The sequence below is a fragment of the Streptomyces sp. NPDC005151 genome, from assembly GCF_053599875.1.
Window position 1 is genome coordinate 68,734 of sequence record NZ_JBSFYR010000019.1, and the last position, 15,529, is coordinate 84,262.

Below are 15,529 nucleotides of genomic sequence, written 5' to 3' on the forward strand. Positions count from 1 at the left end.
AGCCATGTACGCCCCGGGTCATCCGCCGACGCCGCAGCGCCGGGTCCCCAGCCGGGCCTGGATCGTCTCGATGCGTGTGCTGTTCGTCGTGCTCGCGGTGGGCTCGGTCGGTCTGCTGCTGTGGACGCCGTTGCTGCGGCTGGCGATCGTGCGCCGCCGCGCGTCCGACTGGTGGCTGACCGGGGCCGGCTTCGTGCTGCTCTGCGTGCTCCTGCCGATCATCGGCAGGGACGACACCAACCCCGATGCCAACGGCGTCGACTTCTTCTTCATACCGCTGCTGCTCGTGGCGATCGTCGCCGCCTGCGCGTACTACCTGTACGGGGACATCCGCCACTACGAGCAGCTCACGAAGCAGCAGTTCGGCGGCGGGTATCCGCCCCCGGTGCCGGGGTACGGGTACACGACCACCGCGCTCGTGCACCAGCCGCTGCCCCCTCGGCCTCAGCAGTACGCGCAACCGCAGCCGCCTCAGTACCGGCCCCAGCCGCAGCCTCACCCCCAGCCTCACCCCCAGCCTCACCCCCAGCCTCACCCCCAGCCGCAGCCGCAGCCTCACCCCCAGCCGCAGCCGCACCCCCAGCCGCAGCCGCACCCCCAGCCCGTGCAGCACGCACCCGCGCCCACCCCGCCCCACCGCATCGACCAGGTCCGTGCCGAGCTCGACGAACTGAGCGACCTCCTCCGTCATGAGGAGGACCGATGAGCGGACGCGTCATCGCCGGACGGTACGAGCTGGCGACCATCCTCGGCCAGGGCGGCATGGGCCAGGTCTGGACGGCGTACGACCAGCGCCTCGACCGCCGGGTCGCGGTGAAACTGCTCCGGCCCGACCGGGTCGCGGGTCCCACCGGCAGCGACGCGGTCGACGAGCTGCGGCGCCGGTTCGTCCGCGAGTGCCGGGTCACCGCCCAGGTCGACCACCCGGGTCTGGTCACCGTCCATGACGCGGGCAGCGACGGCGACGACCTGTTCCTCGTCATGCAGTACGTCGAGGGCTCCGACCTCGCCGACCATCTCGCCGAGCATGACCCGTACCCCTGGCAGTGGTCCGTCGCCGTCGCCGCCCAGCTCTGCGCCGCGCTCTCCGCCGTGCACGCCGTGCCGATCGTCCACCGCGACCTCAAACCCCGCAATCTGATGGTGCGTCCGGACGGCACGGTCACCGTCCTCGACCTGGGCGTCGCCTCCGTCCTGGACAGCGACACCACCCGCCTCACCCACACCGGTACGCCGATCGGTTCGCCCGCCTACATGGCGCCCGAGCAGGCGATGGGAGGCGCCGTCGGCCCGTACACCGATCTGTACGCGCTCGGCGTGCTCCTCCACGAACTGCTCAGTGGGGATGTGCCGTTCGCCGGCTCCACCGCCCTCGGGGTGCTGCACCGCCACCTCTACGAGCCGCCGCTCCCGGTCCGTCAGATCCGGCCCGAGATCCCGGAAGCCCTCGAATCGCTCGTGCTGCGGCTCCTCGCCAAGGACCCGCAGCACCGACCGGCGAGCGCCCAGGAGGTGTACGAACACCTCACCCCGCTCCTTCCGTCGAGCGGCACAGGGCTGCCGACCGGCCCGCTCGACCCGACCCGCCCGTTCCTGCGGCCGCACGCACCGTGGCCCGACCGCGTCACCACCCCGCCCGCCGCGCAGCCCGCGCCGGTGGCCCCGAAACCCGATGTCGCAGCCGCGGTCGACGAGGTCAAGCAGCTGCTCGGGCAGGGCCGGATCACCCAGGCCGTGGACATCCTCGGCGGCATTCTCCCGGCCGCCGCCGAGCAGCACGGCGAGGGTTCGCCGGTGGTCCGCATCCTGCGCAAGCAGTACGCGGCGACCCTGATGGACGACGGGCAGTATCGCCGCGCCCTGCCCGAACTGCGGCGCCTCGCCGACGACCGCGCGGTGGAGGCCGGACCGGCCGACACGCAGACGCTGCAGTACCGCTACGACGCGGCGCACTGCCTGGAACAGCTGGGCGAACCGGCGGCCGCGCTCGCGGAGTACCGGTCGGTCCTGCCGTACTACGAGAACCAGTACGCGACGGGCAACAACCCGGCACGGTCCTTCGAGATCCGTCAGCGCATCGGGTATCTGCTGCTCGCGGTCGGTGACCATGCGGCGGCGCGCGGTCAGCTTCAGGCACTGCTCCACGACACCGAGCGGATGTACGGGCCGCACCATCCGCTGCCGGTGGAGCTGCGCCGCCAGCTCGACCGGCAGCTGCAGGTCCGCGGCGGCTGACGGGGACCTACCAGGGACCGGCAGAGGGGGGAGATCTCCAGCCGGTCCGGGGTGCTGAGACCGACCGGTAATTGGGGGGCGGCGTCACGGGGCTGGGGCACGCACCTCGCGGCGTTGTCGTCAATCACCATGGCTCCGCCATGGCTCGTAGCGCCGGCGTAGGAACCGGCAGAGCCGAGGTCTGGCGCTCGCCTGGAGAGGGCCGACGGGCCCCGACGTAGGCGGTGAAGGCAATGAGCACGCCAAATTTCTGTAATGGCTGTACGGAATGCCTCATTCGTCGGCGAACCGCCGACCGCGACATGAGACCGTGATCTGCCGCCGGGGCGGCTGACGACCCGCCTGCCCCGTCGGCCTCACACTTCTTCCGAGCACTGTCGAGGTCTCTGTGCCTTCTCACCGCATATCCAAGAAGCGTCGCCGTATCTCCCTGGCCGTGGCCGGCGTCGCCGTTCTCGCCGGTGGCGCGTTCGCCGCCGAGGCCGCCACCGCCACCACCGTCTCCAGGCCCGCGCCGAAGATCTACACCGGGCCTGTCTTCGACACCTGCACTGCGCCGTCGCTGACCACCATGAAGGGCTGGTACAGCTCCTCCGTCTACCACGGTGCCGCCGTGTACGTCGGCGGGAAGAACCGCGGCTGCGCGCAGCCCAATCTCACCGCGTCCTGGGTGAAGTCCGTCAGCGCAACCGGGTGGAAGCTGGTCCCGCTGTACGTCGGCGCGCAGCCGCCGTGCCAGACGAGCGCCAACCCCGAGAAGATGACCGCCACCAACGCCGCCTCACTGGCCGTCACCGACGCCAACGACGCCGTGGCGAAGGAGGCCGCGCTCGGCATGAAGCCGGGCAGCCCCGTCTACCTCGACATGGAGTACTTCGACCCGAAGAACACCTCCTGCGTGAACACGGTGCTCACCTATATCCGGGCGTTCGACAAGACGGTCAAGGCCAAGGGGTACTGGTCCGGCTTCTACGGCTTCAGCAACTCCAGTGCCGCCGTCGTGGCCAACGCCACGAACCGCACGGACCTGCCGGAGATCCTCTGGTACGCCCGCTACGACGACGTGTACTCCACCACCAAGGGCTATCCGTACGCCTCGACGCTGTACACCGGGCACCGCCGCGGCCACCAGTACGCCGTCAACAAGAAGGTGACGCACACCGGGGGCACGCTCACGATCGACCGGAACGCCTGGGACGCCCCGGTCGCGATCGTGGCCGGCTAGCTACTGCGGGGCCGGGTCGCATCGCCGCCGCGCCCCCCACACCCCTGTCGCCAGCAGGGCGAGCACCGCGCCCGCGCCGACCGCCGTACCCGCCCGCAGGCCGGGTGGCCGGAACGAGCAGTCGACGGCGGTGCCGTGGGCGGGGACCGGGGTGGAGACCAGGCCCGGATGGCTGTCGGCGGGGCGGCCCTGGCAGCTCCAGCCGGCGATGCGGGGTGCGGCGATCCGGTGCCGCCCCGTCCGGGACCGCTCCCCGGCCAGGCAGAGCAGCGGCAGCGCGACCAGGCCGTCCAGCCACATCGGGTTGTACGACGCCTCGACGACCGACCAGCCGCACAGCGCGTACGAACCACCGAGCACCCCCGCCGCCCACCGGCGCCCGCTGCGCAGTGTCAGCAGCAGGGCCATCAGCGCCGCCGCCGACGCCATCTTCAGGACCGTCAGCACGTACACCGCGAGGTCGGTGCGGTCCCGCGGAAAGACCCCGACGAGCAGCGCGAACAGGCTGGTCAGATAGGTGCCGAGGCCCGCAGGAAGCTGGTCCCGTATCCGGACGACCAATTCAGGAACAGCCCGCCGTCGGCGTTTCCGTGCAGCAGGTCCCAGAGCCGGATGTGGAACGGAACGAACTGATTTCCGAGGTCATTGACACTCCTGGTGTGCGGCCCGAACGGAAAGCTGCGGGCCGCCGCATCGCCCGCGCACACGGTGACGGCGGTGATCAGTGCGGCGAGTTCGGCTGCGGCCGTGCGCGGGCGGAAGGTCGGCATACGGAGGAATATGGCAGCCACGGGCGAGTGAACAGTGTCGAAGTGTTTCCTCCATAGTTCAATTCACGTAATGGTTGCTCACTATCCATGTGACGCATATATATCTGACTGAACGACAGGGTGAGTTACTCCCGTGCTGATCTCGCTGGTGGTGCCTTGTTTCAACGAGGAGGAGATCCTCGGACGCTTCCATGCGCGTGTCACGGAGCAGATGGCGCGGCTGGGGCATGATTTCCAGCTGGTCTACGTCGATGACGGCAGCGTGGACCGCACGCTTCCGGTTCTGGAGGAGCTGGCCGCCGCCGACCCGCGGACCCGCTACCTCTCCTTCAGCCGGAACTTCGGCAAGGAGGCCGCCATGCTCGCCGGCCTCCAGCACGCCGACGGCGACGCGGTCGTCATCATGGACGCCGACCTCCAGCACCCGCCGGAGCTCATCGGCCGCATGCTGGACGAGCACGCCCACGGCTACGACCAGGTCATCGCCCGCCGCACCCGCAAGGGCGACCGTCTCACCCGTACCCTCGGTGCCCGCGCCTACTACTGGCTGATCAATCGCCTGGTGGACGTGGAACTGGTCGACGGCGTCGGCGACTTCCGGCTGCTGTCCCGGCGTACCGTCGACGCCGTCCTCGAACTCACCGAGTGCAACCGGTTCTCCAAGGGACTGTTCGCCTGGGTCGGATTCCCGACGACGACCTTCGGTTACGAGAATGCCGTCCGCGAGCAGGGCAGCTCCGCCTGGACCTTCGGGAAGCTCCTCAACTACGGACTCGACGGGCTGCTCTCGTTCAACAACAAGCCACTGCGCGCCGCGTTATACCTGGGCATGGTACTGATGTCCGTCGCCCTCGCCTATGCCGCCTGGATCGTTGGATTCGCCCTGTTGAAAGGCGTGGACACGCCCGGCTATGTCACGCTCATCGTCGTGGTCACGGCTCTTGCCGGGGTACAGATGGTGATAGTGGGTGTGGTCGGTGAGTACGTCGGCCGCATCTACTACGAGGTGAAGCGGCGTCCGCACTTCCTGGTGAAGGCCAGCAATACCGCCGTACCGAATCAGCAGGACCGGGAGTTCGTACGCCGATGACGGTCCGGGCGCAGATGATCCGCTTCGCACTCGTCGGCGTCGTGAATACCGGTACGTACTACGGCTGCTATCTGGCCCTGCTGACCAGGCTGCCGTATCTGGCCGCGCATGTGATCGCGTTCGCGTCGAGCATGACCGGCTCGTTCCTGCTGAACTCGTACTTCACCTACCGGACCCGCCCCACCTGGCGGAAGTTCCTGCTCTTCCCGCTGACCAACGCCGCCAATTTCACCATCACGACCGGGGGCGTCTGGCTGCTGATCGACCTCGCCGGATTCAGCAGCCGTTACGCACCGCTGGTCGCGGCGGTGGCGGCCATCCCGATCACGTTCGTGGTCTCCCGCGCGATCATGCTGCGGCCGGAAACGGCCATGGAGGGGCGGTGAACAGGCCCACATCCCCAACTCCTCCCGAATCGTTGGTCGAATCAGTGGCCGGGATCACGCCCACTGCCTAACATCGATCATCGCAAGGTCTTGTGCGCCCGCCCGTCGCCCGGCCACCACCCCGCAAGGGGGCGCGGCGCGCCGCACCTGCTGTCTCAATCTCCCCGGGAGGCTCCTTTGCACCGCCGCCGTCGCACCGCGCTCGTCGTCTCCGCCGCCATGCTCGTCGCGGCGCCGCTTCTCTCCGCCTGTGGCAACCAGGCCCACCCAGGTGCCGCAGCCGTGGTCGGCGGAAACCGCATCGAGGTGTCCACCGTGCAGGCCCAGGTGGCGGACGTACGCACCGCGCAGAGCGAGTCCGACCAGTCCGTCCAGCTCATCAACAAGTCCGGGCAGCTCAGCCGGGCCAAGCTGCACGGGATGATCTTCGACCGGATCCTGGACAAGGCCGCCGCGGACGCGGGAGTCAGGGTCAGCCGCAAGGAGGTCCAGGAGATGCGGCAGTCGGCGGCCTCCCAGTCCGGGGGAGAGACACAGCTGCAGGCGATGCTGCTGCAGCAGAGCTGGGTCGCCCCGAACCAGATCGATGCCGTCCTGCGCGAGCAGGTCCAGCTGTCGAAGCTCGCCCAGACGTTCGGCGCCGACCTGCAGCAGCCCGCCGGGCAGAAGGCCGTCGGCGATGCGCTCAGCGCGGCGTCGAAGTCGCTGCACATCGACGTCAACCCGCGCTTCGGCACCTGGGACAACAAGCAGACCCAGCTCGCCAACTACAAGGCCCCGTGGATCACCCAGGTCACCAAGCCGGCCCCGCAGGGAGCCGCAGCCGGCGCCTAGGGTCTTTCGTTCGGATCATGCCGGACCCCGCGAGCCCGGCATGATCCGAACGAGAGGCGTCCGGTCGGTCGGCCCGGTCGCCCACCCCCTGGTGCCCCTCCCGGCAAGTTTTGCCCCGTCGCGCCGCCCAGCACGCCCGCTCGCCGCGTTGGCCACAAGCCCTGGTGGCTCCTTCCCCAAGCTCTCACCTTCGTTCGAGCAGGGGAGACCCCACTGGGGGACGTCCGGCCGCCTTGCGATCGCACGCACTGGACGACGCTCCTCATGGGGCAAACACTGCCGGTCACGGCACTGGTGCCCCTCCCTGCAAGCTTTGCCCCGTCGCCGGGCAAACACTGCCGGTCACGGCACTAGTAGGTTGGTGGGGTGAACGCTGAAGACCCCGGTCGTATCGTCCTGCTCACCACCAGCCACCGGGTCGCGCCCGGACTGCTGTCCTGGCCCGCCTGGCAGACGCTGCACGCCGCCGACCGGGTGCTCTGCGCCGAGTCCGACCACCCCCAGCTGCCGTACCTGCGCGAGGCCGGCGTCACCGTCGAGCACACCGCGCCCACCGCGCAGGAACTCGTCGACGCCTGCGCGGGCGGCCGGACCGTCGTGGTCGTGACCAGTGGTGAGGGCAACCAGCCGCTGACCGACGGGCTGGCCCGGCTGGCCGGCTCGGGCCGGGTGCAGATGCCGAACCTGGAGCTGCTGCCCGGTTCGTACGATCTGCCCGGCGCCCGCCTCCTCGACCTCGTCCAGGTCATGGACCGGATCAGGATCGAGTGCCCGTGGACCTCGCAGAAGACCCATGAGGGGCTTGCCAAGTACGCCATCGAGGAGGCGTACGAACTCGTCGAGGCGATCGAGGACGGCGACCGCGACGAACTGCGCGAGGAGCTCGGGGACGTCCTTCTCCAGGTCGTCTTCCACGCCCGGATCGCGGAGGAGGACACGGACGAGCCGTTCTCCGTCGATGATGTCGCCGCGACCCTCGTCGAGAAGCTGATCCACCGCCATCCGCATGTCTTCGGTGACGAGACCGCCGAGACCCCGGAGGACGTTCACGCGCACTGGTTGCGTACCAAGGCCATCGAGAAGCAGCGCGACTCGGTCACGGACGGCGTCCCGCTCGGGCAGCCCGGACTGGCGCTGGCCGCGAAGCTGGCGAGCCGGGTCCGTGCCGCCGGACTCGATGTGCCGCTCCCGACGGGCGACAGCATCGGTTACGAACTCCTCGCCCTGGCCGTACGCGCGGAACAGGACGGCACGGACCCCGAGGCCGCCCTGCGCGCTGCGGGCCGCGCCTACCGGGACGCGATCCTCGCCGCGGAGGCCAGCGGATAACGTCAGGGGGTGAACGACAGCCCTGCCGACAGCCCCGCCGACGCCCCCGAACTCTTCACCTGGGAGTTCGCCACCGACCCGTACCCGGCCTACGCCTGGCTGCGCGAGCACAGCCCCGTGCACCGCACCGCCCTGCCCAGCGGGGTCGAGGCATGGCTCGTGACGCGGTACGAGGACGCCCGGCAGGCCCTCGCCGACGCCCGGCTCTCCAAGAACCCTGCGCACCACGACGAACCGGCGCACGCCAAGGGGAAGACCGGCATCCCGGGCGAGCGCAAGGCGGAGCTGATGACGCATCTGCTGAACATCGACCCGCCCGACCACACCAGGCTGCGCCGGCTGGTCTCGAAGGCGTTCACGCCGCGCCGGGTCGCCGAGTTCGCCCCGCGTGTGCAGGAGCTGACAGACCGCCTCATCGACGACTTCATCGAGGAGGGATCCGCGGACCTCATCCACGACTTCGCGTTCCCGCTCCCCATCTATGCGATCTGCGACCTGCTCGGCGTCCCGCGCGAGGACCAGGACGACTTCCGGGACTGGGCGGGGATGATGATCCGCCACGGCGGCGGTCCGCGCGGCGGCGTGGCCCGGTCGGTGAAGAAGATGCGCGGCTATCTCGCGGAGCTCATCCACCGGAAGCGGGAGAACCCGGGGGAGGACCTGATCTCGGGGCTGATCCGGGCGAGTGACCACGGCGAGCACCTCACCGAGAACGAGGCCGCCGCCATGGCCTTCATCCTCCTCTTCGCGGGATTCGAGACGACGGTCAACCTCATCGGCAACGGGGTGTACGCCCTGCTGCGCAATCCGGAGCAGCGGGAGCGGCTGCAGCGCTCGCTCGACGCGGGGGAGACAGGGCTGCTGGAGACCGGTATCGAGGAACTGCTGCGGTACGACGGTCCGGTGGAGCTGGCGACCTGGCGGTTCGCCACCGAGCCGCTGACCCTCGGCGGGCAGCGGATCGCGGCGGGTGACCCCGTACTGGTGGTGCTCGCCGCCGCAGACCGGGACCCGGAACGGTTTGCGAACCCGGACACGCTGGACCTCGCGCGGCGTGACAATCAGCACCTCGGATACGGGCACGGCATCCATTACTGCCTGGGAGCACCGCTTGCCCGACTGGAGGGACAGGCTGCCCTGGCCACGCTGTTGAGGCGCCTCCCGGACCTGCGGCTTGCGGTGGAACCTACCGATTTGCGATGGCGTGGCGGACTCATCATGCGTGGACTGCGCACGCTTCCGGTGGAGTTCGGTCCCGGCCGGCACTCCGATGAGGGTGACACTCTGTCAACTCTGTGACTTTCACGTGATCTGCGCTGCATCGACTTGTGACAAGCGTTCGAGTGCCGCTACGTTCACCGTTCGACTCACCAGTCACTCGTCAGTCACACGGAAGGCAACCCCATGGGCTCCGCGAACGGCAGGCACCGTCGCCCTCGCCAGGCACCCGCGATCGTCGTCGCCGCAGGCGTGACCGGTTCGGCCATCGCCATCCCCCTGCTCGGCGCGGCCGGTGCGCACGCCGCCGACGCCACGACCTGGGACCGGGTCGCAGAGTGCGAGAGCGGCGGCATGTGGAGCGCCGACCTCGGCAACGGCTTCTATGGCGGTCTTCAGTTCTCGCAGGACGCCTGGAAGTCGTACGGCGGTGAGGCGTACGCCCCGCGCGCCGACCTCGCCAGCCGCTCGCAGCAGATAACGGTCGCCGAGAAGGTCCTGGAAGACCAGGGGCCGAAGGCGTGGCCCAGCTGTGTGGCCATCTCCGGGCTCACGGAGGACGGGGTGTTGCCGGGGGTCGACCCGGGAATCGTGCCGTCGGCCGAACCGGCGGAGAGCGGGGACGCGTCCGAGGCACCGTCCGCCAAGGCGTCCGCCACGCCTTCGGGCAAGGCGTCCGCCACGCCTTCGGGCAAGGCGTCGCACAAGCCGTCGGCAGAGCCGTCAGCCACATCGCCATCCAAGAAGTCCGATTCATCCGACTCGCCCCAGAAATCCGGCTCGTCCGACAGTGAGGCGGGCGGCAAGCACCGCGGCGCGCCGGCCCCCGAGGTGAGCCAGGACACGGACAGGGGCGGCGACCGGGACTCGGGCCGGCATGCTTCCCGCGGTAACAGTGAGGGGCGCGACACGCGCGCGGCGGCAGCCGACGGCGATTACACCGTCCGGCCGGGCGACAACCTCTGGGCGATTGCTGACGTACAGAAGGTTCCCGGTGGATGGCCCGCTCTCTATGAGGCGAACAAGGGTGCGGTCGGCAGCGACCCGGGCCTCATCCTGCCTGGCCAGAGCCTCGGTCTCGGCGTGAAGTCGAAGTGAGAGCAGTCCGATAAACAGCTAAAAGCACCCCAAAAACCGGGGTAGTTCAGGGACCTATGTCCGCTTATGCGTAAGTGAGACATGGGTCTCTTTGCGTCAACTGGCGTGTCGCGTCTGTCGGGTCTGTCCGCATCGCCCCTCACCTGCGAAAACGCTGCGCAGTCAGATGCAGGTAAGGACTGATTGTCCGTTATGCCCATCTTTGAATGTCGAGGTTGCATACGTTTACGGTCGGAACCGCTCGCACCGCGGGCCCCGTCGACCGTCACGCCGAATCCTGCCGTCGGTCGAAGGGAACAGACGCGTAAAGCGCCGTAGGCAGGAGCGGGGGACCCAGGTAAGCCGCCGGGCCCGATGGTCGAAAGACCGTCAGGACCGGCTCGGGGTGAAGTCGCGTGCTAGGACATGCGACCGGGCAACTCACTTGGCCCGAACCCGACAGCTCACCTCGTAGGCGTCGGTGAGGAGAAGTTCCATGCTGCTGAACAGCAAGGGCAAGCACCGTCGCCCGTCCAAGGTCGTCCGTGTCGCCACGCTCGCCGGTGTCACCGGTGCCGCCATCGCCGCTCCCCTGATCGGTGCGACCGGTGCCTCCGCCGCCTCCGTCGCCACGTGGGACGCCGTCGCCCAGTGCGAGTCCGGTGGCAACTGGTCCATCAACACCGGCAACGGCTACTACGGCGGCCTGCAGTTCTCGCAGTCCAGCTGGGCCGCCGCCGGTGGTACGCAGTACGCCCCGCGTGCAGACCTCGCCACCAAGGCTCAGCAGATCGCCACCGCCGAGAAGCTCCTCGACATGCAGGGCCCGGGTGCCTGGGGCTGTGCCGGCGCCGGTCGCCTCACCAACGACGGTGTCGACCCGGGCGTCGACAACGGCTCCACCGCGCAGCAGAGCGCCCCGGCGCAGGAGTCGAAGCAGGCCGTGCCGAAGCAGGCCGCGCCGAAGCCGGCCGAGCGCACCGAGGCCCCCGCCGCCTCCCGCGCGGACCGCGGCACCGCCCCCAAGAAGACCGTCACCACGCCGACCGGCGAGAAGGTCGCCAAGGGTGACGGCGAGTACGAGGTGAAGTCCGGCGACTCGCTCAGCAAGATCGCCGCGCAGCACAAGGTGAAGGGCGGCTGGCAGCAGCTCTTCAAGCTGAACAAGGACATCGTCAAGGACGCCGACCTGATCTACCCGGGTCAGCAGCTCCACCTGACGAAGTAGGACGGGCGCTCGTGCACACGGGCTCTCCGTAGATACGGGCTCTCTCCTCCCCGAGCACCCCGATCCGGCGCGGATTCCCCCGTACGCGCCGGGTCGGGGTTTCCGCATCCACTGTTCAACTGTTGTCGTTACCGTCCAGTAGAAATCTGGACCTTTGCCCTGCTATGAGTGTCCTTGGGTCCTTTTTCGTCCCAGGAGGCGGGCAGTCGGCGGACCGAGACGGCCCAGCCGGATAGGCTCTTGTCGCAAGGCCAAAGCGATCCTGCACAACCAGCGTCATATCCCAGAAGGAGATGCCTCGTGCCGTCCATCGACGTCGTCGTAGCCCGGGAAATCCTCGACTCCCGCGGAAACCCCACGGTCGAGGTCGAGGTTGGCCTCGACGACGGCAGCACGGGCCGTGCTGCTGTTCCGTCCGGCGCCTCCACCGGTGCGTTCGAGGCCATTGAGCTTCGCGACGGTGACCCCAACCGCTACCAGGGCAAGGGCGTCGAGAAGGCCGTCCTCGCCGTGATCGAGCAGATCGGCCCGGAGCTCGTCGGCTACGACGCCACCGAGCAGCGGCTGATCGACCAGGCCATGTTCGACCTGGACGCCACCGAGAACAAGGGCTCGCTCGGCGCCAACGCCATCCTCGGCGTCTCGCTGGCCGTCGCGCACGCCGCGTCCGAGGCCTCGGACCTGCCGCTGTTCCGCTACCTCGGTGGCCCGAACGCGCACCTGCTGCCCGTCCCGATGATGAACATCCTCAACGGTGGGTCGCACGCCGACTCCAACGTGGACATCCAGGAGTTCATGATCGCCCCGATCGGCGCGGAGTCCTTCTCCGAGGCCCTGCGCTGGGGCGCCGAGGTCTACCACACGCTGAAGAAGGTCCTGAAGACCAAGGGCCTGTCGACCGGTCTCGGCGACGAGGGCGGCTTCGCGCCGAACCTGGAGTCGAACCGCGCTGCCCTGGACCTCATCCTCGAGGCCATCAAGGAAGCCGGTTACGCCCCGGGCAAGGACATCGCGCTCGCGCTCGACGTCGCCGCCTCGGAGTTCTACAAGGACGGCAAGTACGAGTTCGAGGGCAAGTCCCGCTCGGCCGCCGAGATGACCGAGTACTACGAGGAGCTCGTCTCCGCGTACCCGCTGGTCTCCATCGAGGACCCGCTGTACGAGGACGACTGGGCCGGCTGGAACGTCATCACCCAGAAGCTCGGCGCCAAGGTGCAGATCGTCGGCGACGACCTGTTCGTCACCAACCCGGAGCGCCTGGCCCGCGGCATCGAGGAGGGCTCCGCCAACGCCCTGCTCGTCAAGGTCAACCAGATCGGTTCGCTGACCGAGACCCTGGACGCCGTCGAGCTGGCCCAGCGCAACGGCTTCAAGTGCATGATGTCCCACCGCTCCGGCGAGACCGAGGACGTCACCATTGCCGACCTCGCCGTCGCGGTGAACTGCGGCCAGATCAAGACCGGCGCCCCGGCCCGCTCGGACCGCGTCGCCAAGTACAACCAGCTGCTGCGCATCGAGGAGATCCTCGACGACGCGGCGGTGTACGCGGGCCGCTCCGCGTTCCCGCGGTTTCGCTCTGCGAACTGATCAGCACAGCGCTCTGCGAACTGATCAGCACAGCGCTCTGCGAACTGATCAGCACAGCGCTCTGCGAACTGATCAGCACAGCAAGGGCTGATCGCAGGCCCGGTACCGGGCAAAGGCCCCGGCCTCCGTCCGTCCCCGCACTCGGTCCCGTACCGTGTGCGGGGACGGACGTGCGTAGTGGGGAGGCGGAGACATGGCCGCGAAGGACCGGGACCGGTTCTCCACCGCGACCCGGCTGCGACTGCTCGGTGAGCAGACCGCCGCCCGCGTCTATCGGTCCCAGAACCGCCGCCAGGACCGCCGCTCCCGGCTCACCGGCCGGGCCGCGTTCCTCGCCCTGGTCGTCTGCTCCCTGGTGGTGGCGCTCGCGTACCCGATGCGGCAGTACGTGTCGCAGCGCGACGAGATCGCCGACCAGGAGCGGCTGGCGCAGGAGGCCGAGAAGCACACCGAGGAGCTGCGTGACGAGAAGGCGCGCCTCCAGGACGACGCGTACATCCGGCGGCTGGCCCGGGAACACCTGCACTACGTGCGTCCCGGGGAGACCAGCTACACGGTGATCGACCCCGACGCGGCGAAGGAACGCAGCGCAGCGGCGAAGGAGACCGACCGGCCGTGGCACTCCAACCTGTGGGACGGCGTGGACAGCGCCGACCGCAACTGACTTCTCATTTCCTTGTTCACCTCGTCTCCGCAGCACTGTGCGGAGCCGTAGTTCACGCATCCGAGTAGATCCAAGGCAGGCATGGAAACGCCCCCTCCCCAGACCGAGTCCACCACACCCACCGAGGCGGACATCGCCGCGTTCCAGCAGCAGCTCGGCCGCCCGCCGCGCGGGCTGCGCGCGATCGCGCACCGCTGCCCGTGCGGCAACCCGGACGTGGTCGAGACGTCCCCGCGGCTGGAGGACGGTACGCCGTTCCCGACGACGTACTACCTGACGTGCCCGCGCGCGGCTTCCGCGATCGGCACGCTGGAGGCGAACGGCGTCATGAAGGAGATGACGGAGCGTCTGGCCACGGACCCGGAGCTGGCGGCTGCATACCGTGCCGCGCACGAGGACTACATCGCCCGGCGCGACGCGATCGAGGTGCTGGAGGGCTTTCCCAGTGCGGGCGGCATGCCGGACCGGGTGAAGTGCCTGCACGTGCTGGTGGGGCACTCGCTGGCGGCGGGGCCGGGCGTGAACCCGCTGGGCGACGAGGCGATTGCGATGCTGCCGGAGTGGTGGCGCAAGGGGGCCTGCGTGACGCCGTGCGGGCCGCCGGACGAGAAGGAGGGCTGGACGGTCGCCGAGAGAGAAGGCGGCCACTTCGCCTTCCGGCCGGCCGACGAGGCGGACGAAGGCTGACCGTGCCCGGGGGCGCCGCCCCCGGGCACCCCGCCCCTCGACCGCCGGGAGGGGCTCGAATCGGCGTCGGAGGGGCTTGGACCGGCGCCGGAGGGCTTGAAGACACAGGAGTACTCATGACGCGCGTGGCCGCCATCGACTGCGGTACCAACTCCATCCGACTGCTCGTCGCCGACGCCGATGCCGCCACGGGTGAGCTCACCGAGCTCGACCGGCGGATGGAGATCGTCCGGCTCGGCCAGGGCGTGGACCGCACCGGCCGGCTCGCCCCCGAGGCGCTGGAGCGGACCTTCGCCGCCTGCCGCCAGTACGCGGCCGTCATCAAGGAGTACGGCGCGGAGAAGATCCGCTTCGTCGCGACCTCCGCCTCCCGCGACGCGGAGAACAGGGACGAGTTCGTCCGCGGCGTGCTGGACATCCTCGGCGTCGAGCCCGAGGTGATCAGCGGCGACCAGGAGGCCGAATTCTCCTTCGACGGCGCCACCAAGGAGCTCGCGGGCAGCGAGCACCTGCCGAAGCCCTACCTGGTGGTGGACATCGGCGGCGGTTCCACCGAGTTCGTCGTCGGCGACGACCGGGTCCTGGCCGCGCGGTCGGTGGACATCGGCTGCGTACGGATGACCGAGCGCCATCTCGTACGTGACAGCGTCGTCACCGACCCGCCCACACTGGGTCAGATCACCGCGATCCGCGCGGACATCGACGCCGCCCTCGATCTGGCCGAGGAGACCGTCCCGCTCACCGAAGCCGCCACGCTCGTCGGCCTCGCCGGCACCGTCACCACCGTGGCCGCGATCGCGCTGGGACTGGAGGAGTACGACTCCGAGGCGATCCACCACTCCCGGATCTCCTTCGAGCAGGTCCAGGAGATCACCGGACGGCTCGTCACCTCGACCCACGCCGAGCGAGCCGCGATCCCCGCGATACATCCGGGGCGGGTCGACGTGATCACCGCCGGGGCGCTCGTCCTGCTGGGCGTGATGAAGCGGACCGGGGCCGGCGAGATCGTCGTCAGCGAGCACGACATTCTCGACGGGATCGCCTGGTCCATCGCGTAGCCGGGAGGCCGTCGGCAGCCCGCTCGAAAGGGTGCCCGAAAGGCTGTTCGCGGGGGTGCGGCAAGAGGCGCCGAAAGCGCGCTCATGCGCACTCCCGCCTGCACCTTTGATTCGTCGGGAGCCCCTCCGGGACCTCTTCCA

At 69.4% G+C, this 15,529-nt stretch carries 14 protein-coding genes, 1 pseudogene and 1 riboswitch; of the genes and pseudogenes, 14 read left to right on the forward strand and 1 reads right to left on the reverse strand.

Annotation, left to right across the window (positions count from 1 at the left end; translation table 11 throughout):
• Positions 1–4: 4 nt before the first annotated feature.
• The 3 genes from ACWD6R_RS13615 (at position 5) to ACWD6R_RS13625 (ending at position 3,460) form a co-directional block, all read left to right on the forward strand.
• A complete protein-coding gene (locus ACWD6R_RS13615) occupies positions 5–706 on the forward strand; it encodes a hypothetical protein (RefSeq protein ID WP_451818840.1) in 702 nt (233 codons plus the stop codon).
• Positions 703–2,235 carry a protein kinase domain-containing protein gene (locus tag ACWD6R_RS13620; RefSeq protein ID WP_451818841.1) on the forward strand — a complete coding sequence of 511 codons (1,533 nt, stop codon included), beginning with the start codon at positions 703–705 and terminating at the stop codon, positions 2,233–2,235. Before ACWD6R_RS13615 ends, ACWD6R_RS13620 begins: the two co-directional genes overlap by 4 nt.
• A gap of 388 nt (positions 2,236–2,623) precedes the next feature.
• A complete protein-coding gene (locus ACWD6R_RS13625) occupies positions 2,624–3,460 on the forward strand; it encodes a glycoside hydrolase domain-containing protein (protein ID WP_451818842.1) in 837 nt (278 codons plus the stop codon).
• A 222-nt stretch (positions 3,461–3,682) separates the two neighbouring features.
• On the opposite strand, the pseudogene ACWD6R_RS13630 reads toward ACWD6R_RS13625, so the two are convergent.
• Positions 3,683–4,230: pseudogene (locus ACWD6R_RS13630) on the reverse strand (YfhO family protein); the annotation flags it as partial.
• Between the two features lie 133 nt (positions 4,231–4,363).
• On the opposite strand from ACWD6R_RS13630, the gene ACWD6R_RS13635 reads away from it, so the two are divergent.
• The 11 genes from ACWD6R_RS13635 to ACWD6R_RS13685 all read left to right on the forward strand — a co-directional run bounded on the left by ACWD6R_RS13635 (position 4,364) and on the right by ACWD6R_RS13685 (position 15,388).
• Positions 4,364–5,320, forward strand: a complete 957-nt coding sequence (locus ACWD6R_RS13635; protein ID WP_451818843.1) for a glycosyltransferase family 2 protein — start codon at positions 4,364–4,366, stop codon at positions 5,318–5,320.
• Complete coding sequence (locus tag ACWD6R_RS13640; protein WP_451818844.1) at positions 5,317–5,706, forward strand: GtrA family protein; 390 nt, start codon at positions 5,317–5,319, stop codon at positions 5,704–5,706. Before ACWD6R_RS13635 ends, ACWD6R_RS13640 begins: the two co-directional genes overlap by 4 nt.
• Positions 5,707–5,883: 177 nt before the next feature.
• Complete coding sequence (locus ACWD6R_RS13645) at positions 5,884–6,540, forward strand: SurA N-terminal domain-containing protein (RefSeq protein ID WP_451818845.1); 657 nt, start codon at positions 5,884–5,886, stop codon at positions 6,538–6,540.
• A 366-nt stretch (positions 6,541–6,906) separates the two neighbouring features.
• Positions 6,907–7,869: a nucleoside triphosphate pyrophosphohydrolase gene (locus tag ACWD6R_RS13650; protein WP_451818846.1), complete on the forward strand. Its 963-nt coding sequence runs from the start codon at positions 6,907–6,909 to the stop codon at positions 7,867–7,869.
• Positions 7,870–7,878: 9 nt separating this feature from the next.
• Positions 7,879–9,168: a cytochrome P450 family protein gene (locus ACWD6R_RS13655; RefSeq protein ID WP_451818847.1), complete on the forward strand. Its 1,290-nt coding sequence runs from the start codon at positions 7,879–7,881 to the stop codon at positions 9,166–9,168.
• Between the two features lie 105 nt (positions 9,169–9,273).
• Complete coding sequence (locus ACWD6R_RS13660; protein ID WP_451818848.1) at positions 9,274–10,185, forward strand: transglycosylase family protein; 912 nt, start codon at positions 9,274–9,276, stop codon at positions 10,183–10,185.
• A gap of 300 nt (positions 10,186–10,485) precedes the next feature.
• Positions 10,486–10,657: riboswitch (cyclic di-AMP (ydaO/yuaA leader) on the forward strand.
• A 3-nt stretch (positions 10,658–10,660) separates the two neighbouring features.
• Positions 10,661–11,392, forward strand: coding sequence for a transglycosylase family protein (locus tag ACWD6R_RS13665; protein ID WP_451818849.1), 732 nt, complete (start codon positions 10,661–10,663; stop codon positions 11,390–11,392).
• A 300-nt stretch (positions 11,393–11,692) separates the two neighbouring features.
• On the forward strand, positions 11,693–12,979 hold the full coding sequence (gene eno / locus ACWD6R_RS13670; RefSeq protein ID WP_037694928.1) for a phosphopyruvate hydratase: 1,287 nt from the start codon (positions 11,693–11,695) through the stop codon (positions 12,977–12,979).
• 193 nt (positions 12,980–13,172) lie between these two features.
• The gene (locus ACWD6R_RS13675) at positions 13,173–13,643 is read left to right on the forward strand and encodes an FtsB family cell division protein (protein WP_451818850.1); all 471 of its coding nucleotides are present in this window, start codon (positions 13,173–13,175) and stop codon (positions 13,641–13,643) included.
• Between the two features lie 81 nt (positions 13,644–13,724).
• Positions 13,725–14,330: a DUF501 domain-containing protein gene (locus tag ACWD6R_RS13680; protein ID WP_451818851.1), complete on the forward strand. Its 606-nt coding sequence runs from the start codon at positions 13,725–13,727 to the stop codon at positions 14,328–14,330.
• 116 nt (positions 14,331–14,446) lie between these two features.
• The gene (locus ACWD6R_RS13685; protein ID WP_451818852.1) at positions 14,447–15,388 is read left to right on the forward strand and encodes a Ppx/GppA phosphatase family protein; all 942 of its coding nucleotides are present in this window, start codon (positions 14,447–14,449) and stop codon (positions 15,386–15,388) included.
• Positions 15,389–15,529 lie beyond the last annotated feature (141 nt).